Consider the following 22,602-nt stretch of genomic DNA (forward strand, 5'->3'; position numbering starts at 1 on the left):
TATGTTGTTTATTAGTTTGAAGCGGTCGTGACTGCCGATATTGAAGAAGATGGGGAAACGATAGAAGTGAATTTGAATGTGGCTGAAGAAGGGGAGATCTGATCTGAGCAAACCATCTACAAATTAACCCTCGATGAAGAACACGAAATCATTGAGGTTTTTGTAAATGATGAAGCTACACCGATTGATGTGGCCTCAGGGATTTAACGCAATTCACGCCATCATGTTATCGCAGAAGTGGAACTGTTTTGGAAGCCATATTGGGGGAGGCTAAAAACGCAAATGATGAAACCATTTGTACCTGTTATGTCGATAATGATGAGTATCTTCCTATGTAGTGGCTGTTCTAGTGCTCCGGACGGATTAGAAGAAGTAGAGGGGACTGGGCTGGCGTTCAGCGAAAATTTCAATGCTTATGACGGGTTGAATGAGAGAGAACATGTGGAGTTTTATAAACCTGCAGAAGCACATCAATTGCCTCCGTCGATTTTAGGTGAACATCACCTGCTCGAAAAAGGGATCGATTCTGATTTAATGCCTTTTGAAGTAAATGAGGAAAATGCGTATGTGGTCACTTCCGAAGACCGAACCGGAAAAGTGACTCATCAAGTCCAGTTAAGCTACCTCGGTAAATCGGAAGAGGGCATTGTAGATGAGTTTTTTATTATCTCTGTAACTGAAATGGAAAAAAATCCGGTTGAGAATTATGAAGTTGCAGAAGCAACTGATTCGGTTGGAAATCGATTTGAAAAACAAGAGCTGAGCGGAGATGATTTTATTTTCCAGCAAGTGCTGACAACAAATAGTGCTTTATTGTACCGATACTATGAATATGATGCAGAGGAAGAACAGTTGAATGTGGTCGGTACCGCCGCAAACGAATTTTATTCCTACCATGATGGCTTCGTTTACCACATTGGTTATTTAATTGAGCGGAAAAGAAATACGGAGCAGGTTCAAGATAATATGCTCAACTTGACGCGTACTATTATTTTAGGGAAAGATCTCGCACATCAAGGAAGATGACCATAACTAAAAAAGGGGATAGATTATGATAAAAAGTAAATCGGGGGTCTTTGGTTCGCTTATTATTTTCGCTATATGCATGTCCTTGTTTTTTCCATTCCCCAACGATGTGATGACAGGGGCACAAATTACTTTTATGTCCTTTGCAATCGAAGATGAAAATGGATACAATCTATTGGGAATTATAGGTTCCCTTTTATTTGTTCTTGCTATTATTCTATTGTTAAACAGCTTAGAGAAATACCAATTTCGCGCACTAATTGCAGTAGTCATTATCTATATGTTTTTACCGAATCTATTGATCACGGCGTATCAGGAAACCCTGGCAAGTGGCGCCGCAGCTATTTCGTACGATGGAAATGGTCAATGTGGCTTTGAAACAATGGATGACACCATGGACGGGGAATGCAACCTGGTATTACAGAATCACAGCAATGAGGCTGTAACAGTTGAATTGGAATTTATCGATTCATTTTTTAGTGAGGAAGATGTGCGGATGGAGTCGCTGATGAATTTAGCTGGCCCTTATACCGTTACACTAGCAGCCAATAGCAAAAAGCACATTCATTTAAAAGAATTAATCGACTTATCAGGTGTTCCCGCGCATATCGACTCTGGAACTTCATTTGGTATAAATCTAAAAATTAAAGCCGGGAATAAAACGAGAATTTTATAGAACTTACATAATGAACCGGTAGGATCTATCGAGAGGAGTTACGTATGGAACATAACGAGAAGGTTTCAATAAAGCGGTTACAGAAGGAATTAATCCCTGTTGTAAACCAAGCAAATGAGCCTTTTTCTATTATCGGCAACATTCTCCCGAGCTTTTCGAATGGAAAATGGTCATACAAAGAACAATTATACGACAATCCATCGGAAACGCGTTTTCCTGATGACCAGCTCAATTGGGAAGAATATATCGACAGTGAGAAGAAAGTGGTGTTCCTGGCGATGAAGGGGAAGGAATGCGTCGGGCAAATTCGCTTGGTGAAAGACTGGAACCGCTTTGCATACATCGAGAATATCGCCGTCCGCAAAAGTTTTCGAAAAAAAGGGGTTAGTCAGCTCCTGTTAGAAGCTGCACAAAAATGGGCAAAGGGACAATCATTGATTGGTCTATCTCTTGAAGCACAGAACGATAATGTAATCGCATGTCGTTTCTATGCAAATCAAGGATTCGTATTGGGTGGTGCTGATACCTTAAAACAAAAAGCGAATCCCAATATAGATATTACTTTGTACTGGTACAAGGTGTTTGAGCTTTAGGAAGCATTATGGAGAAAAGTATCCTAGCTAACAATCTAAGCTCATAAAATCCAGGATTTAATTGAAATGCTTCAGCGAAGTGAACAGTACGGTTTATTCATAAAAAAGGGGAGAAGCTGCGCTAAAATAAATGCGCATCTTCTCCCTCTTCATTTCCGTAAAAGGCTTTTTTTACGAATGCTCGGGTTTTGCAGTGTACCCAATGTACAAAAAGACGAACCCAGTGATGCATGTGGCGGCTCCAAATAACAATCCTGCAGCAGCGGAACCCATTCCAGCTCCTGTTAAAGTGCCTAGAATGTTAAGAAGGAGAAAGAAGACGACCAAGGGCAGGACAAAAGCGGTAAGAAATCCGGCATTGATCCACTTCTCCCTGTTTTTTCCTGCAAACTTATGGACTGCAAAACTTAAAATAGCGATATAGGCAGCTAAAATCAAAATCATGTAATTCCTCCTTATTCCTCAAGGTTCCTGTATCAGTGAGCTCATCTTCTCAAGCCTTTCATAGGTATCTGCATAGACCTCGGCTCTTTCTTGTTCGGTTTCGATCTCATCGAAGTTCATAAGGCTGTTTTCCGTCTCGATCACCCATTGTTCTAAGGGTTCAAAGTCATTCAGTTCTTTGATCTGCTGGAGCCTGTTAAGGATAGGGTCGACTTGTCCTGCGGCATTGCCTTTTGTCCGATTCTCAGGCGTCGGTATTGCCGAAGCATCTTGAAGCCAGCCCATAACGACACCCGTATTTTGGCCATCCGTTGGTTCAGCGGGGCCAGACTCCGAATGAATTCGGGCCACCATGGCTTTCGTGTCTTGATCGAAGGTATAGCCATTTTCGTATTCAACCGCATTCACAAATTCACTGTCCGCCAAACGACCTTCCTCAGGCAGTTCGTAACTGTCGAAATGCTCCTTGATCTCTTGATAAGGAGATTCCAGTTGCGCATCTTCTTGTTCAGGAGTCTCTTCCTCAGCCGTGACCTCAGTTGTGGATTCCTCAGGCGTTGTTTCACTTTCATTACCACCAATATTAGCCGAGCCTTCAGAATCACTGCATCCTGCCACCAGCAAGACGGATGAGATTCCTAATCCTATGGCAAATTTCTTCATTGTATCTCCTCCAATTAATCGCTAATGTATTATAGTATAAAGAACATACATTTTTTATCCAGATAAGTAATTTTACGTCATACGAATTTCATTCATAAAACAGGATGACTATACGACGCAAAACTCTCGATGTTTTTAGCTGTTTTCCAATATACGAGTGTGAAAAAAGATAAAATCGTGTAACAAATATAGCCCCATTAAAGGAGATGTCACCAAAATGAACATCCGAAAAGCGGATCACAGCGACTTGAACGCTATTTTAACCTTATCGCCACAAGCTATTTACGATGGGACTTTGGGTGAAGTGATGCCTTCAAATGAAAAAGTCGAAAGTTTGGTTCAGCCTCTATTGGAAAAAGGCGGATTTTATTTTATTGCGGAAGAACAAGATAAAATCCTTGGCTGGGTACTAGTAGGCACGACAAAAGACCAGTTTACCGAAAAGCCGAACGGGTTTATCTACGAACTGTATATCCGACAACCATATCGTGGCAAAGGACATTCAAAACGTTTGATGAATGCAGTCATCGAGCATTTTCAAGAGGACGGATATACAGAAGTCCGGTTAAGCGCAAAAGCTGAAAATCCAGCCGTGCATATGTATGAGAATATGGGTTTTACAACAAAGACTGTCAGCATGAGCTTGAGTATAAAATGAAAAAAGCGTGAAAGAAATGCTGATCCTCCCACACTCTATCAATCCTACTAAAATTAAGATCGGCTTCTTTTTTTAACGAAAAATCGGATTACAATGAGCAATACCATAAAAAATACAAAGGTGAAAATCATATCTCCCCAGTTAAGAAATTCAAAAGACTCCATAATTATTCGCTCCTCAATATATTTATATCTATATGGTTATACTGACAAAATAAGGAATGGTTTCACATTTCCCAACTAAACATATAAAAGTTTTCAAAGTATGTAACGAAAGGAGGTTCACCATGAAAATTGAAAACCACTTAAAAGACATGCCATCATTCGAAACGGAGCGTCTTCTACTAAGAAAAGTAACGCAACACGACCTAGATGATGTGTTCGAATTCTCTTCCGACCCCGAAGTGGCGCATCGCATGACCTGGGAGAAGAACGATTCCAAAGAATAAACCCTATCCAACTTCCTGCAGCCGACTGTGGACGGATACAAAGATGGCCAAAGCGGTGTATGGGCGATTGTTTATAAAGAAAGCGAGAAAGTCATCGGAACCTGTTCGCTGGTCGGGTGGTCAAATGAACATCAAAAAGCAGAAATAGGTTATGTGTTAAATCGTGAATTTTGGGGAGCGGGAATCGCCACAGAAGCGTTAAAGGAAGTCCTAAGCTACGGTTTTGGCGTGCTTCAGTTGAACCGGATCGAAGGCGGCTGCGATGTAGACAATATTGGATCTGAAAAAGTTATGCTAAAATCCGGCATGGCCTTCGAAGGTGTTTTGAGAAAGAATGAACGCATCAAAGGAGAATTTCGAGATACCAAAATCTTTTCCATTTTAAAAAGTGAATTTGATTCTTTGACCAGAGGAGGTAGACAATAATGAACTCAGGCACAATCTCGGTTGCAGCGTTTTTGATTTCTTTGGCTGTTTATACAGTTTGGTTCTTTAATGAAAATCTATTCTCTAATTCAGCTATGATTGTATCTGTTGCTCTGCCGCTAATCGGAATCGTGGCAGCACTCTTTGCCAAGAACAGATCGCTCAGAGTAGTGGGCTTAGTTGGAAATTCATTGGTTCTTCTTTTAGCTGTCATTATTCCATTTATCTCTACATTGTTTTGGAGTACACCTTAAACTAACAAGATTTTTGTTCATAAGAAAAGACTGCTTTATCAGCAGTCTCTTTAGCGGATTTTACGAATGCCTCATTCGGTAATCTTTCCGCACTATAAACAGAACGTGAAATCCAATTAACGCAGGGACTAGGCTCGTGTTTACCAATTCAACATCAGAAAGTATAAAGACCCGGAACATCACGAAGAATACGAGGCTTGTAAACAAAACATATAAGACAAGCTTGCAGCAATAGGTGACTATCCAATTACTGGACGGTACGAACCGCGTCAGGAAGTCCACTAAATACGACATCGGAATGCCCAGCACAAAAAATGCCGGGAAAATAAATACGTAAGTTGACCATAACACTTTAAATAATGTGGTATCAGACAACAGCTCCTGTTCATTCATAATGAGGAGCTGCCACAAGAACATCAACATTACGTAAAGCGGGGCAGAAATAACCGCAGTGAAAAATCGTTCGAGAAAGCTTTTTATCATATCATGGCTCCCAGTATCTAAGAATCTCCTACCTACATAATCTAATTATACCAACCCGGAGTGAAGGGGCGTAATAATAGTTAGGAGGTGAACTTTGAAGAGGAAATTTCTAGTATTGCTCGCTGCATGTCTTTCAGTGAGGATGGTAATAGGATGTTCTGAAGAGGAAATAGTTCGTGTAGGTACTCCTTTTAACGATGAAGGCACGACGGGAGCGGAGTTTAATACAGGTTTCACGGATTCAGAAACAATATCTGAGTTGCGGGCGATTATTGAAATGGAAGAGAAAATAGAACCGCCCAAAGAGTTAGCGCCAGTCGCGGATCTCGTTCTTACATTGGATAAACCGCAAGAAAATGTTTCTGAACTTTGGCGGTACATATGGTATATGGATGATGGCAGTGCCGTCTTGTCCAATAGAGAAAACGCAGTGGTAGGAGAAGAAAAGCAAGAGTTCTATACTCTAGATCAAGAACAAACAAAAGAGTTGAAAAGCATACTGGAGTAAATGAAATATATAGAACGTAAAAGAAGCTGATGATGAGAAGCTTCTTTTTTTGCATGCTCATTAATAGCTCGAGTTATTTAATAATTATGATTTTAGTACTGTATTTAAAAACATTAAATGGTAAAATAAGTATGTATAAAAAGAGGTATCTTATGAAAAAGGAAATCATTAAATTTGAAACTGGATTACAGATAGGCCTGCGCTCATGGGGGAATGCGAGCCAAACAACGCTTCTTTTTCTTCACGGCCTGGGGAGTTCGGCAGCAAGCTTTATTGAACTGGCCAACTTACTTTCTCCAGAATACAGAATCATCACATTAGATTTGCCTGGCCATGGTTCATCAACAGCTGAACAAGCAGAAGAATCCTTTTCAGTGGCATCTTTGGCTAGGTGGGTAAAGGAAGCAATGGAACAACTTAATATTAAAGATCTTCATGTAATTGGACATTCTATAGGCGGAAATATAGCGTTGGCATTTGCTGAAATTTTCTCGGTTCAATCGGTTGTTCTCTTGGATGGCGGTTATATACGCTCAAGCAGTATTCCGGGTAGTTCAATCACTGAAGAGATTCGATTTGCAAAAGAGCATTGTAAAAATTACACCTTTGCATCCTGGGTTCAGTTCGAGGAAGAGGTGGCCGAGGAAGGCTTGGCTGAACGATTGATTGAAATGATGAAACCGAGTATGAAAACAGAAAATGATGCCATTAAGTTGATTTTAACGAGTGAACATGCCGGATATTATGTGAAACAACATTTCAATGAGCCAAGCATTGATACTTTAAGTGCTGTCGAAGTACCGGTCTTGCTGCTTAGAAGCACTTTGCCGAAGGCGTTTAATTCCCATCGTGAAAGTGAAACTGCGAGACTCAAACAGTACTTAGCTCTCTCTGTGGAAGAAGTGAAAGATACTTCCCACGATATCTATTGGGAGAACCCGGAAGTGGTGAGCCAAAAAATCTCGCAGTGGATCAGCCGCAAAAAATAGACCTGATAAATTAATAGTATCTCTACCATAATGAGCGGGGGATTCAAAGATGAAAACATGGGAGACGCTCTCTGCAGAATATTTGTATAAAAATCCATTCGGAAATTTGAGGAAAGAGCAATGTAAGCTGCCAAACGGAATTATCATTGATAACTTTTACGTAAACGAGTATGCGGATTGGGTGAATGCCGTAGTCCTTACAGAGAGAATGCAACTCGTACTTGTAAAGCAGTACAGGCATGGGACGAGAGGTTTTTATTTAGAAATTCCTGCAGGAAAGCTTGAAGAAAACGAAACAAGTAAGCAAGGAATTCTAAGGGAAGTTCTTGAGGAGACCGGATTCACTTCAAACAAAAATCCGATATTGCTAGGAGAACATATGGTGAATCCGGCCGTTCAAAACAATAAAATTTCTACATACCTAATCACTGATGCATTCATAACAAGCGATCAGCAATTGGATGATACGGAAGAGATCGATGTTAAACTGATCGATTTCGAAGAGTTTGATGACTTGATACTGAATCGGACTATCGAAACACAGTTGTTTACAGCGAGCGCTTATTATATGGCAAAGTCGTTTCTAAACAAATAAGAGTGCAAGTGAGAACTGAAAGGGGACCGATTAAATGATCAAGCAGAAAAAGAAGAATACGAATAAAAGTGATTTTTTCGATGTAGTCTTATTTTGGATCCCAGAACTGTTATTTCTTCCCTTCAAAATCTTCTTTATGGCGGTAAGGGGAATCGGTAGGTTAATTGGAGGCTTTTTTAATGTCGTCTAATTGCCGGCTTACATGGGTCTGATAAGTTCTTTACGTATTTAGTAAAGTCGAGAAGTGATGCGATGAACCGGTTGTGGAAAGTATTGAATAAGTGGATTTTTGAAAAATACGACCAGTTTTCTAATGAATTAGGCTACACGAATTGGAAGAATACTTCAGAAAACACTTTTGGAATTTTTCAAATGGAGGGGGATGCGTTTTATCATGCCACACAGCTGCCTAATAGCGAATGGGCAATTTGGAATGATAATGAAGGAGACCCGCCGTATGCCTTCCAAGTATTTCCGACTTGGGTTGAAGCGATCAACCATCTCCGCACATTGTTTGAGGAAAGCCAATTGCCTGAAAGCCATTGGTATCCTGAAGGATTTGATGTGGGAGAAGATGTTTTTTCAAAAGAGCCAGATCAAGAAAAAATGCTGTAAAAGCATTGATAGAGAATGGGGAGTTTAATTTGATGTTGCTTGAAATAATTATCGTCTTACTCGTTGTGAGCTGCTCTTTATTTATACATGAAATGGGACATGCTGTAGCAACAACAGTCACAGTGAGCAAAAATTCCAAAGCTGAAGTATTTATGGGTTCATCCAGCAAAGCGAAAAAGCTAAGGCTATCTTTTGGAAGAATTACTTGCTATCTGACCGTCGCCATATCGGGCTTCTGCGAGTACTCCATCCCTAAAGAGTCAACGCCGTTTACATATAAACAAAAACTCGTCTTCTACCTTGGCGGGCCAATCGCATCATTGCTTTGTTTTGTGACATTATTCATCGCTTCTCATTTTGTTTCCGGAGTAGCGGGGAATATAATCATTAATAGCGCAGGAGCAAACTTTTTTCTCTTCATCACATCATTGATTCCGTGGACTTATCCCCGCTTTTTAGGTGGCCTTCCGAGTGATGGCTTACAGACTTTGAACTTGATGAAAGCGAATAGAAAAGAGCGAAAGTTTATTACGTAATAAACTGTTGCTTACCTGATCTTTAGAACAAATCATTAAAGTGGTAAGAGTGGTCGTTCAAAATACATAAGTAGTGTGTGAACGAGGGAAACTCAAATATGAGTTTTTCCTTTTTTGATTAGAAATAAATTTATAGTGGAGCTTACTTAAGAATTTGCTAGTTATCTCTAAACGATATCCGTATATTTATAATATATCGAACTAGTGCTGTTACAGGAGGGTATTATGCAAACGATCCATTCAAAAATTGAAATAATGACCTTAGAAGATCGATTTGAAAACGAATTTGCCCTTATGTATGAAACAAATGTAATTCCTGAATTATTAATTGAAACGACAGGAACTTCATATACCAATATCATTAATACTTTGATTGCCCAAAAATATTCCTTAATTGTTTGTTTACCTCGACTACCGGTCTATAAGGAACTAAAGAAAGCGGAGGTGCTTAGAGAAAACCAGGCTTTTAAATTGTTGCGAATTCCTGCCGAAGACTATTCTTCTGCACTTGATGAGTTTCTAAAAGACTTTGAGTATGCTTTTACGTTTTTATGGATAAAGCATGCTTATGAAATCTCTTATGTATTGCCTAACACGAGCCAGGAAAGAATCAAACTTTTAAACTTAGTAGATAACGGAGTATATAGTTTCTGGATAGAAAATGAGGAATGCATCAGAGCTGTATGGATCGGAGAACCGAAATGAAGAAACATTACTACAATGGAAGAAACTTTTGGCAATGCGATACCAACAATACCAGACCTCTTTATCCATGCAATGATAAAGTCATCGAAAAAGCTGAGTTAGTCTTGGGGATCCGTTTTCCTAATTCTTTTAAAAACTTGATGAAAAAGCGAAATGGGGGAGAACTTCGTTACCCATACTTTACTGTTCCCGCATCTAGAGCAAATAGCAGATCAGGTGAGGTATATCATTTGCCAAGTATTGAACCTATACATTTTGAAGTGGAAGACACCGGTATTTTATCATCCAAAGAACTGATTACCTCTACAAATGATGAGCGAGGTAGTACAGCTCTTTCTGACAAGCTCATCGTGCTTTGGACTGATTTTCATCATTGGCTTGTATTTGATTATAAAAATCAAAAAGAAAATCCATCGGTATTATTGATTGTTGAGAATTACGATTCACCCGAAATAGTTTGGGAGATCATTGAGCTCGCCGAGTCTTTTGATCAATTCCTGGACCAATTGTTCCGGGAAACGAATTAAAGCGGTGACTCCCGAATGCTCGCTATATGTTTAGGATTTAGATAGGGCAGTCTCGTGGTGAGAAAGGAAGATTAGGGAAAATGGAAATTACTTGGAGGCCGCTTTGGTATGGGTTAGATCAAGCTATTGTGGCAGGAGATATTGATTATTATTACCTGTCCGACGACGTTGCAGAATTTGCGAATGGTGAAGTAAGCGCTGAGGATCAGGAAGTGTACGCTAAAATAGTGAAGATTATCCATCAGGAGATTGGTAAAGTGCGAGGCATCCTTACAGATGAATTGAGTTATAGAGTGTTTCTTGAAGATGGAGATATTATCCGGATCGATGCAGAAGAAAATATCGGATTGGTAGAATATCCAGCCGATTGCGGAATAAGTGAATGGACTTTCGAAGTGGAAATCGAGATCCTGAAGTTTACTGGATACTCATCTGAGGAGCGGATGACACTTATGACGGATAAGGAGTTCCAGGTTTGGCAGGCAGCAAGGGAAGCAAAACACAATTGCATGTTAGACATCTAGAGAGTCACAGTATTCTAAGGAACTGCAGGCAGTGAAACGGAGCGATGGACAATGGAATACTTTTATTTGTTTTTAAAGATTTCACTCGTAGGTTCGACAATTTTATTCAGCGATTTTATTTTTGGCCAAATTGGCTGGTGGTTCGCAGTTGTCATGATTCTCGCATTATGGGCATCAGGTTATTTCGATAAAAAATCGATTCAAATAAAAAAACAAAAACTGACTGAAAGGTTTTCGATTCTAAAAACCTTGGACAGCGGACAATCAGTCAATGTCGAACTAAAAAGTGGCGAGTTGTTTTCGGATTACAATTTCAGTTCTTTCAATGAGGACGAAATAACTGTCGCTAAAAAACTAGAGCGAGAACAAATTACGCAAGGAGAAGATAACGTTCGGGAGATCAAGTTCACAAAAATTCAGTCAATCACGAGCCCTGATGTTCAAGTTGCAAGAAGAAGACGGCGATTTTAAAAGATAGTCTTAAAAAATCTACTGATTGTTACGGCTAAACCAATCAACCAGGTGAAGATAGAAAACGATTGATACGTATTATGCGAAAACTTTTTCTTAAATAATTAAATTTAAAAGTTCGTAAAGGTGCCTTCAATTTTACGAACGTTCGTAAAGTGTTTTAATACGTTTACGAACGCTAGTTTACTTGGTTTTTGCACTTTTAAAGGTGTTCGCAAAGGTGTACTTTTACGAACGGATTTTAATAGCAAATTGCCCTAAGGTTTAATAAATATGTAATATTCAGCAAATACATTTTTATATCTTTGCCAAATACAAAAATACGAGCTTCCTTTGCCAAAGGAGCTCGTATTTTTGTATTTCGCCATCAAATCTGCAGCTGTCGGCAGCCGTCGTTAAGCAACTACCGGATAACCCAATTTCTCAATGACTGTTCTCAATTCTTCCGGCGCTACTTTGTCCGCGTCGTAGACAGCTTTCACTTTACTGGAGTTGAACAGCACTTTCACTTCCTCGACGCCATCTATTTTCCCTACTTTTCCTTCGATTTTTTTGATGCAGGAAGGGCAAGTGAGCGGTTCCAATTGGAATTTTACTGTGGTCATGTCAATCTCTCCTTTGTTTTTTTCTACCTTAAGTATAGGACGCCCATCCATCCAGTTCCTTGACGGCCATCAATCTTTTGAACGGAATAAGCTTCACGGTAGTTATAGAAATGGAAGAAAGAAAACAAACAGAAAAAGAAAACGCAAAAAAGCTTCAGGGCTTGATGAAGGTCAAGTTATTCTGTCTCGAAACCACTTAAGATAAGGGTGTAAAGAAAATAACAGTCGAAAGAAAGAGGAGTGGAACAAAATGATTGGGTTCATTCATAAACACAAAAAAAGCATCACTTTTCTAGCCGGTTTCTTACTGGTCCTGGCGCTGGTCTTGAACTTCACGGGTCACCATGACCTGCGGCAGTTCACATTGATCACCGCGACGGTCATTGCCGGGATTCCGATCGCGGTCAAAGCGTTCCAGGCGTTAATGATGAAAGCGTTCAGTATTGAAATGCTGGTAACAATCGCCGTCATCGGTGCGCTTTTTATCGGGGAATACGTGGAATCAGCAGTCGTAACGTTCCTGTTCTTGTTCGGGGATTATCTGGAAGCCCGCACACTGGAAAAAACACGTTCTTCTCTAAAAAGCCTGGTGGATATGGCACCGCAGGAAGCGACCATCATCCGTGATGGCGTCAGTGTGACCGTGCCGGTGGAAGAAGTCGTCGAAGGGGATCGTGTCATCATCCGGACGGGCGGAAAAGTGCCGGTGGACGGCAAAATCGTCACGGGGCAAGCGTCGTTGAACGAAGCGGCCATCACAGGGGAATCGGTCCCGGCGTCCAAAAAATTGGGAGACAACGTGTTCAGCAGTACGGTCATGGACACGGGCTATATCGAAATCATCGCTGAAAAAGTCGGCGACGATACAACATTCGCGAAAATCATAGAGCTGGTGGAAGAAGCGCAGGAATCGAAATCGAAAACGGAAAAATTCCTGAACAAATTCGCCAATATCTATACCCCCGCAGTCGTCGTCCTGTCGGTTGTGGTTTATGCCCTTACAAGAGATCTTCATCTCGCCATTACGTTTCTCGTCATCGCGTGCCCAGGGGCGTTGATCATCGGTGCACCGGTATCGAGTGTAGCGGGCATCGGCAATGGTGCAAAAAATGGCGTGCTGGTCAAAGGCGGCGAAGTGATGGACCGCTTCGCGAAAGTCGACACACTGGTCTTTGACAAAACCGGTACATTGACAAAAGGGAGACCAGAAGTGACGGATATCAAGGTCTTTCATTCGCACGGGGAACAGGACTTGCTTCGATTGGTGGCACAGGCGGAAACGGTGTCTGAACACCACCTTGGCCAAACGATCGTCAAAGAAGCGAAGAGTCGTGACATGGCTCTTGATCAGGAACCGGAAGCCGTCGACGTGATCAAAGGCAACGGTTTAACGGCTACAGTGGAAGGACGGGTTTTGGCGATCGGGAACCGCAAGCTTATGAACACGCAAAACATCGTCATCCCGGCGGAAGTGGAAGCGTATGCGGTAAATCGCGAGAAAGCCGGAAACACAGCGATCTTCGCGGCGGTGGACGGGGAAGTCGCCGGCATCTTCTCGATTGCCGACCAGATTCGCGAAGACGCGGCTCCCGCACTCGCTCAAATGAGAAAAAATGGCGTCAAGAACATCGTCATGCTGACGGGCGACAACCAGCACACAGCGGAACTCGTCGCGACAAAATTAGGGCTGGACGAATTCCATGCCGAACTGTTGCCGGAAGACAAAGTGGCTTTCGTGAAACAATTGAAACAACAAGGCCATGTCGTGGCGATGGCAGGGGACGGTGTCAACGATGCGCCGGCGATTGCCACAGCCGATATCGGACTCGCGATGGGTGAAGGCGGCACGGACATTTCGATGGAAACGGCGGATGTCGTCCTGATGGCCGATAAGCTGATGCAATTCTCACACGCTTACTCCCTGTCCAAAGCGACCATCCGCAACATGAAACAAAATACATTCTTCGCTGTCGGCATCGTCGCTGTCCTGCTTGTCGGTGTGCTAATGGGTTCCGTTCATCTGGCGTCCGGCATGTTCATCCACGAAGCCAGCGTCCTGATCGTCATCCTGAACGCCATGAGACTGATGGGCTTCAACCGGAAACAGATGCAGCAGCGGGAAAAAGAATTGGAACCCGTTCAAGTGTAAAAAATATAGGTGAAAATGAAGAGAAGGGAGGAATCCGCTACTTTCTCCCTTTCCTTTCTACAGCTATTGCGTAAAATCCGGAGTTAAAACCAAAACATTTAGGAGGAATCTTATCATGACTGAACATACTAACCACGAACACCATCATGCAACTGCAGCTTTTATGGTCAATCATTTAATCGCCAATCAAAATGTCTTATTCGTGAAACTTCACCAATTCCATTGGTACTTGAAAGGACCAGAATTCTTTCCGCTGCATGAGAAATTCAATGAACTTTATGACGAAGCCAACGAATACTATGATGCTTTCGGAGAACGCTTGATTGCCATTGGCGAGAAACCGTATTCGACTCTCGGTGAATATCTGGAACATGCATTTATTAGTGAAACACCTTATATTGAGCCGCTTTCTTCCCAAGATATGCTTGGCATATTAGTGGATGATTACCGGGTCATTCGGGATGTAACAGTCAAAGCCATCCATCTTGCGGCGAAAGAGAAAGACGATGTAACGGTGGATATGCTGACCGGATACAAAGCCAGCCTCGATAAAAACATTTGGATGCTGCAGGCTTATCTGGGCAACGATGCTTTAGAAGGGGAAGATGAAGAGTAGGAGAAAATAAAACGCGTTGCAGAAATATAGTCTCTCTAAATCAGTAAACCATCATACGATAGAGACACATTCGTTTCTATTGTACGATGGTTTTTTAATGTATTTATCTGAAGCTCTGAACAAGAGTCATCACCGTTTCACTCTGATCTCGACAGGGTAAGCAATGGTTGTGAATTTACTTCAAGAAAGGGTGGTTTTCATGGTGGAAAAAACAGCGGAAGAAAAACCGAAACGCAATTTAAGACCGGTCTATATTTTTTTGGCTTTTGCCATTTTAATTATCATTGTTTTATTGCCAACGCCGGGAGATTTATCAGTGGTGGGGCAAAGCACACTTGCCATTTTAGCATTTGCGGTCGTTTTATGGATGACAGAAGCGGTTTCGTATCCAGTCAGTGCCGCCATGATTATCGGGCTTATGGCTCTGTTGTTGGGTCTTTCCCCAAATCCCGAAAATCCAGGGGAGCTACTCGGTACGGGAGATGCACTCAGTCTGGCATTGGCGGGTTTCAGTAATTCGGCAGTGGCGCTTGTCGCTGCAGCCTTGTTCTTGGCAGCTGCCATGCAAGCGACGAATTTGCATAAGCGCTTGGCGTTGTGGATTTTATCGAAAGTCGGTACAAAAACGGGCGCTATCGTTTTTGGTGCCATCATTGTTTCAATTGTACTTGCATTCTTTGTGCCGAGTGCCACAGCCCGTGCCGGCGCAGTCGTACCGATTCTGCTTGGTATGGTCGCGGCATTCGGATTGCCTGTCAACAGCCGACTCGCAGCGCTATTGGTCATCACTGCGGTCCAATCGGTATCCATCTGGAATGTCGGCATCAAAACAGGTGCTGCACAGAACCTGGTAGCGCTTGGTTTCATGGAAAATGAGTTTGGAGAGACTGTGTCATGGAGCGCCTGGTTCCTTTATGCGGCGCCATGGTCCATCATCATGTCGGTTGTGCTGTATTTCGTCATGATTAAACTGATCAAGCCAGAGACGAAAGTAGTGGAAGGCGGCACCGAGTTGATTCAGAAAGACTTGAATGAATTGGGGCCTCTTAAGCCGGCTGAAATCCGGTTGATTGTCGTATCTTTGGCATTATTGCTTTTGTGGTCGACAGAAGAAATCTTGCATCCCTTTGATACAACAACGGTCACCATCGTAGCAATCGCTATTTTACTGGCTCCAAAAGTGGGTGTCTTTGACTGGAAGACGGTAGAAAAAATGATTCCATGGGGTACGATTATCGTTTTCGCTGTCGGAATTGCGCTCGGCTCCACTTTGTTGAGTACGGAAGCGGCCCAATGGTTGTCCGATAAAGTATTTGGGGCGATGGGATTGGAAAATATGCCGCTTCTTGCGACGATCGCCTTGCTTTCTTTATTTAATATTCTCATTCACCTTGGTTTTGCGAGTGCAACGAGCTTGTCATCTGCGTTGATCCCTATCTTTATCGCTTTGGCCACGACTCTGCAGCTCGATGGCAATGAAATCGGTTTTGTCTTAATCCAGCAATTCGTCATTTCGTTTGGATTCCTGCTTCCGGTCAGTGCGCCGCAAAACATGCTGGCCTACGGAACAGGGGCTTTCACAGTGAAGGACTTTTTGAAATCAGGTGTGCCGCTGACCATCATCGGTTACTTGCTGATATTGCTTTTCAGCGCGACCTACTGGAAATGGATCGGATTATTGTAAGAAAGAAAAAGAGGATGCCCCGAGTCTGCTGAAGAACTGACTTGGGAACATCCTCTTTTATCTATATCTGTAACTTTTCTGCTGAGCTAAGGCATCAAGAACGGCGGCGATCCCGGATTATGGCCCGAAGCAAAGCCGATCAGCGGGATGATATAAGCAATGGCCACTGATACTGTCGCCAGTGCCACCCAAATCGACCAGCGGTCCATGAACAGCGGTGATGCATCTGAAGGGCTGTAATCTTCTCCGATCGGAAAGTCTGTCTTTCCTTTTGGCGCGAAAAAGGCGAGCTGTGCCCAGATATAAACCAGCAGAATGATGCCGACGACCAGGATCACTCCGCCCATCGCCATCAACATTTCGTACATCGCCCAGTCCGCAGCGGCGCTGTGGCCATTGTAGGACGTATTGGCCGTCCGGCGGGGGCTTCCGAGCAGCCCGTTAATATGCATGGCACCCGACATGAGCAGCATGCCGCTCGCCCAAATGACCGTTTGGGCAACGGCCAGCCGGTTGATTGTCGGCGTCATTTTTCTGCCGGACAAATAAGGGATCAGCCAATAGGAAATCCCAAAAAATGTCAGGATGACCGTAGTGCCAACGGTTAAATGCAAATGGCCGGTGACCCAGATGGAATTATGGACAACCTGGTTAATTTGGTTGCTGGCGTTGATAATTCCGCCGAGCCCCGCTGGGATATAGGCAAACATGGCGACAATCAATGCGAAGAAACGGGCATCAGACCAAGGCAGCGTTTTCCACCAGCCGAGCAAACTCGTAACGCCTTTTGCTCTTCCGGTCCGTTCCATAGTGGCGAGCATCGCAAAGGCGGTCATGAGGGAAGGGAAAATGATCATGAATGTTTGAATCACGTGCAGAAATTTCACATTGACGGACAAGCCCGGATCAAGGATCTGGTGGTGGAAGCCGCCGGGTACATTGGCCACCACAAGAATGACCACAGCGACACGCGCCAGTGAATCACTGAATACTTTTCCGCCGATGATTTTTGGCATCGCCACATACCAGGCTGAAATGGATGTCAGCATCCAAATATTCACGAGCGTATGGCCGAAAGCCCAAAATAAGGTGCGGCCCATCATCGGATCAATGGTTGCAACCCATCCGAATGCCCACGGAATGACCATCGCTATGACAAAAACAGCGATGAACAGGGAAGCGAAAACCCAAAGGACGAAAACGGCATTTGCGAAAAAGGCGAAAAGCGGCGTTAGTTTTCCGGGATTTCGTTTGCGCCAGCTCTGATAGGTGATGAACATGCCGATGCAATTTAACAGGATGCCGACGACAATAAGCGCAAGCCCGATATAAAACCAGGGATGCGCCTGCATCGGAGTGTAAAACGTATAAAGCACATTGGCGTTTCCGGTAACAATAAGAAACGCAGCGATCAGCGTGCCGGTTGTCATGAGAGCAAAGCCTGCCCATCCGAAAGCGATGGTTTTATTGGCCAGTCCGCCAAGCACCCGTGAAGTTCCGGCATACAGGTAGCCGATGCTGAAAAAAGAACTTAATACCAGGATGAACATGACGCCGTGGGCAGTCAGCAGTGCATAATAACTGATCCACGAAGGGAGTTCAAAAAAACCGCTGCGGACCAGGCCCTGCAATAGACCGGCAAATCCGCCGATTAATAATGCAATAAATGCGATGAATAAATTCGCGGCCGATAGTCGGATATCCCGTCCCGTAATGCCGGCAGCGGCATCGTCGTTAACGGCCGTCCCTTTATGCAGAATCGGTGTTTCATTGATGTGAGCCATTTCTTCCCCTTCTTTCTTCTTTATTTGACGGTGATGGTGTTCGCCATGAACTCGTGCCCGAGGCCGCAATATTCATTGCATAGGATCAGGTATTCCCCTGGCTCGTCGAATGTATGGCTGACTTTCGAAATATGACCGGGAACGACCATGACATTGACGTTCGTGTCTGTAATTTTAAAGCCGTGGGTGACGTCAGGTGATGCCAAAGTGAAATGGACTGTCGCGCCTGCCGGAATTTCCAAATCACCCGGCTGGAACGCAAACATTTCCGCGATAATGGCAATTTCGTATTCGTTATCGCCGATTTCCTTCAGCTCAGTGTCCGCAAAAATCTCAGACTCGCGGACCGTTTGCGGATCGATCATTTCCGCATGGCTCGGCGGCCCCATTTCCAGGAAAAAAGTTTGAAATGCTAAAATCCCGAGGAAAACGGCTAAAATGAGTGAACCGATAATCAGCCAGAGTTTTTCATAACGATGGATATGCATACGTCGAATCTCCTCTCAAATTTCTATAATAGTTGCCCCGTTTCAGTTGCGCTCCAGGAATAAAAAGAAAACGCTGAACCAGGACACAAGCATGAATACCGCGATGATCAGAACGGAAGTAAAAGTGCCTCGCAATGAAGTTTCCTGAGCGTCTTCGCGGTCTTTCTTTTTGGAAGCTTCCTTCATTTTGATTTCCTCCTTTCTTTTCCGGATGAAGCAGAGAGCAGCTTCAGTTCTATTCAAGTTGCTTCATTAAGGAATGAAACCAACTTAAATTTTTCGAGTAAAACTCAAAATTGGATAATGCCGCAAAATACCAATAGAATGGAATTGCAGGAATATTGAAAATAAATCTGTTAAGACAGTATACGCGAATAAAAAATTGGATTGCTTGATGCCTGTCAATGCAAAACCAATATGGAACATTTCTCATTCACTTTTACGAATAGATGATTTGGGTATGCTTGCATATCGTATAAGTTTTTAGTCTAATTAGACTATACCTCTTTTGTATTATTCACTAAATTTTATTTTTTAATCCTTTTAAGGGTTAATTTCTTTAAACTACTATCATCCTTGACGGCCATCAAGGTTAAAGAAACAGGCACCCCTTATAATGAAGATGAATATAAGGAGGAGAGCAATATGAGAAAAGCGGTATTTCAAATGGAGCCATTCAGTTGTCCGTCCTGCATCAAAAAAATCGAGAATGCTTTGGGGAGACAGGCTGGTGTAAAGGATGGCAAAGTTCTGTTCCATTCCGGAAAAGTAAGAGTCGAGTTTGATGAAGCGCAAATTTCGGATCAGCAGATCGAAGAACTGATTGTGAAACTGGGTTATTCTGTGTATTCAAGGAAAGTTGCCTAACTAGGAGGGAAAGTATGAAGTATCAGGAAGCATGCCGGCATACAAAAGGAAACAAGGGAGCACATCAATTATGTGTTTCCATCGTTCCGATCTTTAATCATCTTCAAAACGAAGAAATGGAGGAAGTCGCCAAAACGACGCGTTCCATCTCCTTGAAGAAAGGGGAGCTGCTGCACAGTGCCGGCGATGCCTCGGATTCCCTGTATATCGTCCATCAAGGGAAAGTGAAAGTTTACCGCCTGTCGGAAAACGGCAAAGAGCAATTGATCCGGATTCTGCAGCCGGGCGATTTCACGGGTGAACTCGCCTTGTTTAAGGAATCGATTCATGATGGTTATGCGGAAGCGATGGAAAAGACCGACATTTGCAGCATCCAGCGCGGCGATCTTCAGGAATTTCTGCAGCGGTATCCAAATATTTCATTGAAAATCCTAAGTGAATTTTCCAACCGGCTTGGCCAGGCGGAAAGCCAGATGACCAGCTTTGCGACAGAAGACGTGGAAACACGGATTGGGCTTTATCTGGCTCAGCAGGTGGAAGAGAACAAATCAACGGAGTACCATTTGCCGATGTCCAGAAAAGATCTTGCATCTTTTCTTGGAACGACTCCCGAAACCATCAGCCGAAAACTTGCCAAGTTCGAAGACGAGGGATGGATCGAGCAGGAAGATCAGCGCCGAATCCGTGTTTTGGATCTGGATGCTTTGCTGCTCATCTAGTAATCGGTACGATATTTGATGGTAATTATGTGTAATGTGAAAGGATTTCAAAATTAAGTAAGACGATAAATCATTTTGGAGGAGATTCTTATGTTGTTGGTTATGTCTCTTGTTCTTATCATTACCGCGATTCTGACTCTTATTATATCTGTCGAAGTAAGTGGGACGGACGAAAATAACTGAAAATAGTTCATTAAAGATTAAACTGCCTGAAGTAATAGGATAATATAAAAACCCTTCGAAAGGATGCACTCGAAATAAGCACTGAAATCGGAGATGGTTTTGCATGTGCAAAACACCTAGTCACATGTCTCGAGATGGGCTGTTCGATTGCCACAGATAAAATGAACGACAAGTGTATAGGGAAAACTTGAGAATGCTTTAAGCAATTCTTTTTAAGGGAGTAGGTTACACTGGCAAAACATGAGGGAAACCATCACAATCACCATGAACATTTGCACTCAACTGGTCAGAACGGTCATCAGTCAGAACAGCATCAGGACGAGACTACGATACAGGAAGAACAGACGCATCCAGAACATGAACATCATGAACATCATGGGCATCACGGACACGGCGATATGGTGGAGGATTTCAAGAAACGTTTCTTTGTTTCCCTGCTTCTTACTATCCCTATCCTGGCATTATCGCCGATGATCCAGCATTTCATGGGAGTTGATTGGCGCTTCGATAATGATATGTATATCTTATTCGCCTTATCGACTGTCGTCTTCTTTTATGGCGGATGGCCATTTTTAACTGGTGGAATCAGCGAATCAAAAGAAAAAAATCCCGGAATGATGACCTTAATTGCGCTGGCCATCACCATTGCGTATGGCTACAGCACATTAGTGGTTTTCGGATGGGACGGCAACCAGCTTTATTGGGAACTCGCCACATTGGTTGTCATTATGCTGCTCGGCCATTGGATTGAAATGCGTTCCATCATGGGGGCTTCAAATGCTCTCGAACAGCTGGTGAAGTTAATGCCAAGCGAAGCGCATAAATTGGATGAGCATGATCAAGTTCAGGATATTCCCTTATCCGAAATCCGGAATAGAGACCGGGTATTGGTCAAACCGGGTGAAAAAGTTCCGGTTGATGGATTGATTGTGGAAGGAAAATCGACAATCGATGAATCGATGCTGACAGGGGAATCTATTCCGATCGATAAGCTGGAAGGCGATGCTGTAATCGGCGGATCGGTAAACAAAGAAGGTTCGTTGACCATTGAAGTGGAGAAAACAGGCGAAGAATCGTACTTGTCCCAAGTCATCACGATGGTCAAAGAAGCACAGGAATCCAAGTCCCGGACACAGGACTTAACGAATCGCGCAGCCAAATGGTTATTTTATCTGGCTTTGGTTGCCGGGTTTGTCACGCTGTCTATTTGGCTGGCGCTGGGCTACTCGTTTGATGTCGCCATTGAACGAATGGTCACTGTGATGGTCATTACGTGTCCACATGCTTTAGGATTGGCAGCGCCACTGGTCGTTGCCGTTTCCACTTCCATTTCTGCAAAACAGGGTCTTTTGATCCGGAATCGTGTGGACTTTGAAGGAGCGCGGAATCTGAATGCGGTGGTATTCGATAAAACCGGTACACTGACGAAAGGTGAATTTGGTGTTACGGATATTGTTTCCAACGACGATTATACTGATGAAGAAGTGTTGCAGCTGGCTGCGGCCATCGAACAACATTCGGAGCATCCGATTGCGACAGGCATCGTGAAATCTGCCAAAGAAAAAGAACTCTCAATCGGGAGAGTAAATGATTTCGAATCAATTACCGGAAAAGGCATTCAAGGACAAGTAGACGGACAGAAAGTCAATGTGGTCAGTCCGGGTTACGTAAACAGCAGCAGGATCAGTTACAATCAGACTCAATTTAACGAACTATCTGAAGAAGGAAAGACGGTCGTCTTCGTTCTTGTGGAAGATCAGCTGGCAGGAATGATCGCCCTCGCGGATATCGTCCGGGATACGGCAAAAGAAGCCGTGGCCGCCTTGAAGGAAAAAGGCATCCATTCGATCATGCTGACAGGTGACAACAAAAAAGTGGCGAATTGGGTAGCGAAGCAAGTGGGAATCGATGAAGTGTACGCGGAAGTACTGCCGGATGATAAAGCTCATCAAATCAAGAAAATCAAAGAAAAGGGCTGGAGGGTGGCAATGACCGGCGATGGCGTAAATGATGCGCCGGCACTGGCAACAGCCGATCTTGGAATCGCCATCGGGGCTGGAACGGACGTAGCGATGGAAACGGCTGATGTGGTACTTGTGAAAAGCAACCCGAACGATGTGGTGGCGTTGATCGATCTTTCGAAGAAGACCTACCGAAAAATGGTCCAGAATTTATGGTGGGCAACAGGGTACAACATCTTTGCTATTCCGTTAGCTGCAGGGGTTTTAGCACCTTGGGGAATTGTGATCAGCCCAGCAATCGGCGCTGTCTTCATGAGTTTGAGCACCATTATTGTGGCGATTAATGCCAAATTGTTAAGAGCATGAGTCATGACAAATAAGTCGGTTAATTGTTTCTTTTTAAGT

Annotated in this window: 28 protein-coding genes; 22 read left to right on the top strand and 6 right to left on the bottom strand. The window is 43.3% G+C overall.

Translation table 11 applies throughout. The features are described 5' to 3' along the window. Positions 1 to 282 precede the first annotated feature (282 nt). From M1Q06_RS08200 to M1Q06_RS08210, 3 genes are read left to right on the top strand one after another with little or no spacing between them, the layout of a single operon-like run. Positions 283 to 1,026: a hypothetical protein gene (locus tag M1Q06_RS08200; protein WP_434402723.1), complete on the top strand. Its 744-nt coding sequence runs from the start codon at positions 283 to 285 to the stop codon at positions 1,024 to 1,026. Between the two features lie 25 nt (positions 1,027 to 1,051). Beyond that, positions 1,052 to 1,702, top strand: coding sequence for a hypothetical protein (locus tag M1Q06_RS08205; RefSeq protein ID WP_434402725.1), 651 nt, complete (start codon positions 1,052 to 1,054; stop codon positions 1,700 to 1,702). 44 nt (positions 1,703 to 1,746) lie between these two features. Continuing rightward, positions 1,747 to 2,295, top strand: a complete 549-nt coding sequence (locus tag M1Q06_RS08210; RefSeq protein ID WP_434402726.1) for a GNAT family N-acetyltransferase — start codon at positions 1,747 to 1,749, stop codon at positions 2,293 to 2,295. Between the two features lie 171 nt (positions 2,296 to 2,466). Here the strand turns inward: M1Q06_RS08210 and M1Q06_RS08215 are convergent, their stop codons facing one another. Further along, on the bottom strand, positions 2,467 to 2,739 hold the full coding sequence (locus tag M1Q06_RS08215) for a hypothetical protein (protein WP_434402728.1): 273 nt from the start codon (positions 2,737 to 2,739) through the stop codon (positions 2,467 to 2,469). A gap of 18 nt (positions 2,740 to 2,757) precedes the next feature. Next, positions 2,758 to 3,402, bottom strand: coding sequence for a hypothetical protein (locus M1Q06_RS08220; RefSeq protein WP_101190284.1), 645 nt, complete (start codon positions 3,400 to 3,402; stop codon positions 2,758 to 2,760). Positions 3,403 to 3,619: 217 nt separating this feature from the next. Between M1Q06_RS08220 and M1Q06_RS08225 the strand changes: the two genes are divergently transcribed. The 13 genes from M1Q06_RS08225 to M1Q06_RS08285 all read left to right on the top strand — a co-directional run bounded on the left by M1Q06_RS08225 (position 3,620) and on the right by M1Q06_RS08285 (position 11,141). After that, a complete protein-coding gene (locus M1Q06_RS08225) occupies positions 3,620 to 4,060 on the top strand; it encodes a GNAT family N-acetyltransferase (protein ID WP_101805436.1) in 441 nt (146 codons plus the stop codon). A 286-nt stretch (positions 4,061 to 4,346) separates the two neighbouring features. Beyond that, on the top strand, positions 4,347 to 4,508 hold the full coding sequence (locus tag M1Q06_RS08230; protein ID WP_232787222.1) for a GNAT family N-acetyltransferase: 162 nt from the start codon (positions 4,347 to 4,349) through the stop codon (positions 4,506 to 4,508). 27 nt (positions 4,509 to 4,535) lie between these two features. After that, positions 4,536 to 4,934: a GNAT family N-acetyltransferase gene (locus M1Q06_RS08235; RefSeq protein ID WP_434402731.1), complete on the top strand. Its 399-nt coding sequence runs from the start codon at positions 4,536 to 4,538 to the stop codon at positions 4,932 to 4,934. Further along, positions 4,934 to 5,188, top strand: coding sequence for a hypothetical protein (locus M1Q06_RS08240; RefSeq protein WP_434402733.1), 255 nt, complete (start codon positions 4,934 to 4,936; stop codon positions 5,186 to 5,188). Before M1Q06_RS08235 ends, M1Q06_RS08240 begins: the two co-directional genes overlap by 1 nt. A 577-nt stretch (positions 5,189 to 5,765) precedes the next feature. Further along, positions 5,766 to 6,179, top strand: a complete 414-nt coding sequence (locus M1Q06_RS08245; protein ID WP_434402735.1) for a hypothetical protein — start codon at positions 5,766 to 5,768, stop codon at positions 6,177 to 6,179. Between the two features lie 152 nt (positions 6,180 to 6,331). Beyond that, complete coding sequence (locus M1Q06_RS08250; RefSeq protein ID WP_434402737.1) at positions 6,332 to 7,168, top strand: alpha/beta fold hydrolase; 837 nt, start codon at positions 6,332 to 6,334, stop codon at positions 7,166 to 7,168. Between the two features lie 49 nt (positions 7,169 to 7,217). Then, positions 7,218 to 7,763 (top strand): NUDIX hydrolase, encoded by a 546-nt coding sequence (locus tag M1Q06_RS08255; RefSeq protein ID WP_434402739.1) that lies wholly within the window; start codon positions 7,218 to 7,220, stop codon positions 7,761 to 7,763. 252 nt (positions 7,764 to 8,015) lie between these two features. Further along, positions 8,016 to 8,378, top strand: a complete 363-nt coding sequence (locus M1Q06_RS08260) for a hypothetical protein (protein ID WP_434402741.1) — start codon at positions 8,016 to 8,018, stop codon at positions 8,376 to 8,378. A gap of 32 nt (positions 8,379 to 8,410) precedes the next feature. Continuing rightward, complete coding sequence (locus M1Q06_RS08265) at positions 8,411 to 8,914, top strand: site-2 protease family protein (protein WP_434402743.1); 504 nt, start codon at positions 8,411 to 8,413, stop codon at positions 8,912 to 8,914. 225 nt (positions 8,915 to 9,139) lie between these two features. Beyond that, a complete protein-coding gene (locus M1Q06_RS08270) occupies positions 9,140 to 9,619 on the top strand; it encodes a hypothetical protein (RefSeq protein ID WP_274623297.1) in 480 nt (159 codons plus the stop codon). Further along, on the top strand, positions 9,616 to 10,146 hold the full coding sequence (locus M1Q06_RS08275; protein ID WP_434402745.1) for an SMI1/KNR4 family protein: 531 nt from the start codon (positions 9,616 to 9,618) through the stop codon (positions 10,144 to 10,146). Before M1Q06_RS08270 ends, M1Q06_RS08275 begins: the two co-directional genes overlap by 4 nt. A gap of 80 nt (positions 10,147 to 10,226) precedes the next feature. Beyond that, positions 10,227 to 10,670, top strand: coding sequence for a hypothetical protein (locus tag M1Q06_RS08280; protein ID WP_434402747.1), 444 nt, complete (start codon positions 10,227 to 10,229; stop codon positions 10,668 to 10,670). Between the two features lie 51 nt (positions 10,671 to 10,721). Continuing rightward, positions 10,722 to 11,141, top strand: coding sequence for a hypothetical protein (locus tag M1Q06_RS08285; protein WP_434402748.1), 420 nt, complete (start codon positions 10,722 to 10,724; stop codon positions 11,139 to 11,141). 395 nt (positions 11,142 to 11,536) lie between these two features. Here the strand turns inward: M1Q06_RS08285 and M1Q06_RS08290 are convergent, their stop codons facing one another. After that, the gene (locus M1Q06_RS08290) at positions 11,537 to 11,746 is read right to left on the bottom strand and encodes a heavy-metal-associated domain-containing protein (RefSeq protein ID WP_112233096.1); all 210 of its coding nucleotides are present in this window, start codon (positions 11,744 to 11,746) and stop codon (positions 11,537 to 11,539) included. A 250-nt stretch (positions 11,747 to 11,996) separates the two neighbouring features. Here M1Q06_RS08290 and M1Q06_RS08295 point away from each other — a divergent pair, with 250 nt between their 5' ends. The 3 genes from M1Q06_RS08295 (at position 11,997) to M1Q06_RS08305 (ending at position 16,195) form a co-directional block, all read left to right on the top strand. Next, a complete protein-coding gene (locus M1Q06_RS08295) occupies positions 11,997 to 13,895 on the top strand; it encodes a heavy metal translocating P-type ATPase (RefSeq protein WP_112233095.1) in 1,899 nt (632 codons plus the stop codon). 115 nt (positions 13,896 to 14,010) lie between these two features. Next, on the top strand, positions 14,011 to 14,511 hold the full coding sequence (locus M1Q06_RS08300) for a Dps family protein (protein ID WP_225218478.1): 501 nt from the start codon (positions 14,011 to 14,013) through the stop codon (positions 14,509 to 14,511). 199 nt (positions 14,512 to 14,710) lie between these two features. Continuing rightward, positions 14,711 to 16,195, top strand: a complete 1,485-nt coding sequence (locus M1Q06_RS08305; RefSeq protein WP_434402751.1) for a DASS family sodium-coupled anion symporter — start codon at positions 14,711 to 14,713, stop codon at positions 16,193 to 16,195. An 86-nt stretch (positions 16,196 to 16,281) separates the two neighbouring features. Here M1Q06_RS08305 and M1Q06_RS08310 read toward each other — a convergent pair whose 3' ends face one another. The 3 genes from M1Q06_RS08310 to M1Q06_RS08320 are packed head-to-tail and all read right to left on the bottom strand — an operon-like array spanning position 16,282 to position 18,653. Continuing rightward, positions 16,282 to 17,979: a cbb3-type cytochrome c oxidase subunit I gene (locus M1Q06_RS08310; RefSeq protein WP_434402753.1), complete on the bottom strand. Its 1,698-nt coding sequence runs from the start codon at positions 17,977 to 17,979 to the stop codon at positions 16,282 to 16,284. Positions 17,980 to 17,999: 20 nt separating this feature from the next. Continuing rightward, positions 18,000 to 18,467, bottom strand: coding sequence for a cytochrome c oxidase subunit II (locus tag M1Q06_RS08315; protein WP_112233092.1), 468 nt, complete (start codon positions 18,465 to 18,467; stop codon positions 18,000 to 18,002). Positions 18,468 to 18,509: 42 nt separating this feature from the next. Beyond that, positions 18,510 to 18,653 (bottom strand): cytochrome c oxidase subunit 2A, encoded by a 144-nt coding sequence (locus tag M1Q06_RS08320; protein ID WP_112233091.1) that lies wholly within the window; start codon positions 18,651 to 18,653, stop codon positions 18,510 to 18,512. A 459-nt stretch (positions 18,654 to 19,112) separates the two neighbouring features. Between M1Q06_RS08320 and M1Q06_RS08325 the strand changes: the two genes are divergently transcribed. The 3 genes from M1Q06_RS08325 to M1Q06_RS08335 all read left to right on the top strand — a co-directional run bounded on the left by M1Q06_RS08325 (position 19,113) and on the right by M1Q06_RS08335 (position 22,563). Next, complete coding sequence (locus tag M1Q06_RS08325) at positions 19,113 to 19,334, top strand: heavy-metal-associated domain-containing protein (protein ID WP_112233090.1); 222 nt, start codon at positions 19,113 to 19,115, stop codon at positions 19,332 to 19,334. A 14-nt stretch (positions 19,335 to 19,348) separates the two neighbouring features. After that, entirely contained in the window at positions 19,349 to 20,053 is a 705-nt protein-coding gene (locus M1Q06_RS08330; RefSeq protein ID WP_434402756.1) for a Crp/Fnr family transcriptional regulator, read from the top strand. 653 nt (positions 20,054 to 20,706) lie between these two features. After that, entirely contained in the window at positions 20,707 to 22,563 is a 1,857-nt protein-coding gene (locus tag M1Q06_RS08335) for a heavy metal translocating P-type ATPase (protein WP_434402851.1), read from the top strand. Positions 22,564 to 22,602 lie beyond the last annotated feature (39 nt).

This window comes from Planococcus sp. 11815 (genome assembly GCF_051096385.1).
Lineage (GTDB): Bacteria > Bacillota > Bacilli > Bacillales_A > Planococcaceae > Planococcus > Planococcus citreus.

Coding starts and splice junctions, on each gene's coding strand:
- M1Q06_RS08230 (WP_232787222.1), top strand. CDS start 4,347: ATGAAAATTGAAAACCACTTAAAAGACATGCCATCATTCGAAACGGAG.
- M1Q06_RS08255 (WP_434402739.1), top strand. CDS start 7,218: ATGAAAACATGGGAGACGCTCTCTGCAGAATATTTGTATAAAAATCCA.
- M1Q06_RS08320 (WP_112233091.1), bottom strand. CDS start 18,653: ATGAAGGAAGCTTCCAAAAAGAAAGACCGCGAAGACGCTCAGGAAACT.
- M1Q06_RS08265 (WP_434402743.1), top strand. CDS start 8,411: ATGTTGCTTGAAATAATTATCGTCTTACTCGTTGTGAGCTGCTCTTTA.
- M1Q06_RS08290 (WP_112233096.1), bottom strand. CDS start 11,746: ATGACCACAGTAAAATTCCAATTGGAACCGCTCACTTGCCCTTCCTGC.
- M1Q06_RS08260 (WP_434402741.1), top strand. CDS start 8,016: ATGAACCGGTTGTGGAAAGTATTGAATAAGTGGATTTTTGAAAAATAC.
- M1Q06_RS08200 (WP_434402723.1), top strand. CDS start 283: ATGATGAAACCATTTGTACCTGTTATGTCGATAATGATGAGTATCTTC.
- M1Q06_RS08335 (WP_434402851.1), top strand. CDS start 20,707: ATGATCCAGCATTTCATGGGAGTTGATTGGCGCTTCGATAATGATATG.
- M1Q06_RS08305 (WP_434402751.1), top strand. CDS start 14,711: ATGGTGGAAAAAACAGCGGAAGAAAAACCGAAACGCAATTTAAGACCG.
- M1Q06_RS08325 (WP_112233090.1), top strand. CDS start 19,113: ATGAGAAAAGCGGTATTTCAAATGGAGCCATTCAGTTGTCCGTCCTGC.
- M1Q06_RS08250 (WP_434402737.1), top strand. CDS start 6,332: ATGAAAAAGGAAATCATTAAATTTGAAACTGGATTACAGATAGGCCTG.
- M1Q06_RS08270 (WP_274623297.1), top strand. CDS start 9,140: ATGCAAACGATCCATTCAAAAATTGAAATAATGACCTTAGAAGATCGA.
- M1Q06_RS08225 (WP_101805436.1), top strand. CDS start 3,620: ATGAACATCCGAAAAGCGGATCACAGCGACTTGAACGCTATTTTAACC.
- M1Q06_RS08240 (WP_434402733.1), top strand. CDS start 4,934: ATGAACTCAGGCACAATCTCGGTTGCAGCGTTTTTGATTTCTTTGGCT.
- M1Q06_RS08215 (WP_434402728.1), bottom strand. CDS start 2,739: ATGATTTTGATTTTAGCTGCCTATATCGCTATTTTAAGTTTTGCAGTC.
- M1Q06_RS08315 (WP_112233092.1), bottom strand. CDS start 18,467: ATGCATATCCATCGTTATGAAAAACTCTGGCTGATTATCGGTTCACTC.
- M1Q06_RS08275 (WP_434402745.1), top strand. CDS start 9,616: ATGAAGAAACATTACTACAATGGAAGAAACTTTTGGCAATGCGATACC.
- M1Q06_RS08210 (WP_434402726.1), top strand. CDS start 1,747: ATGGAACATAACGAGAAGGTTTCAATAAAGCGGTTACAGAAGGAATTA.
- M1Q06_RS08310 (WP_434402753.1), bottom strand. CDS start 17,979: ATGGCTCACATCAATGAAACACCGATTCTGCATAAAGGGACGGCCGTT.
- M1Q06_RS08220 (WP_101190284.1), bottom strand. CDS start 3,402: ATGAAGAAATTTGCCATAGGATTAGGAATCTCATCCGTCTTGCTGGTG.
- M1Q06_RS08295 (WP_112233095.1), top strand. CDS start 11,997: ATGATTGGGTTCATTCATAAACACAAAAAAAGCATCACTTTTCTAGCC.
- M1Q06_RS08205 (WP_434402725.1), top strand. CDS start 1,052: ATGATAAAAAGTAAATCGGGGGTCTTTGGTTCGCTTATTATTTTCGCT.
- M1Q06_RS08280 (WP_434402747.1), top strand. CDS start 10,227: ATGGAAATTACTTGGAGGCCGCTTTGGTATGGGTTAGATCAAGCTATT.
- M1Q06_RS08330 (WP_434402756.1), top strand. CDS start 19,349: ATGAAGTATCAGGAAGCATGCCGGCATACAAAAGGAAACAAGGGAGCA.
- M1Q06_RS08300 (WP_225218478.1), top strand. CDS start 14,011: ATGACTGAACATACTAACCACGAACACCATCATGCAACTGCAGCTTTT.
- M1Q06_RS08285 (WP_434402748.1), top strand. CDS start 10,722: ATGGAATACTTTTATTTGTTTTTAAAGATTTCACTCGTAGGTTCGACA.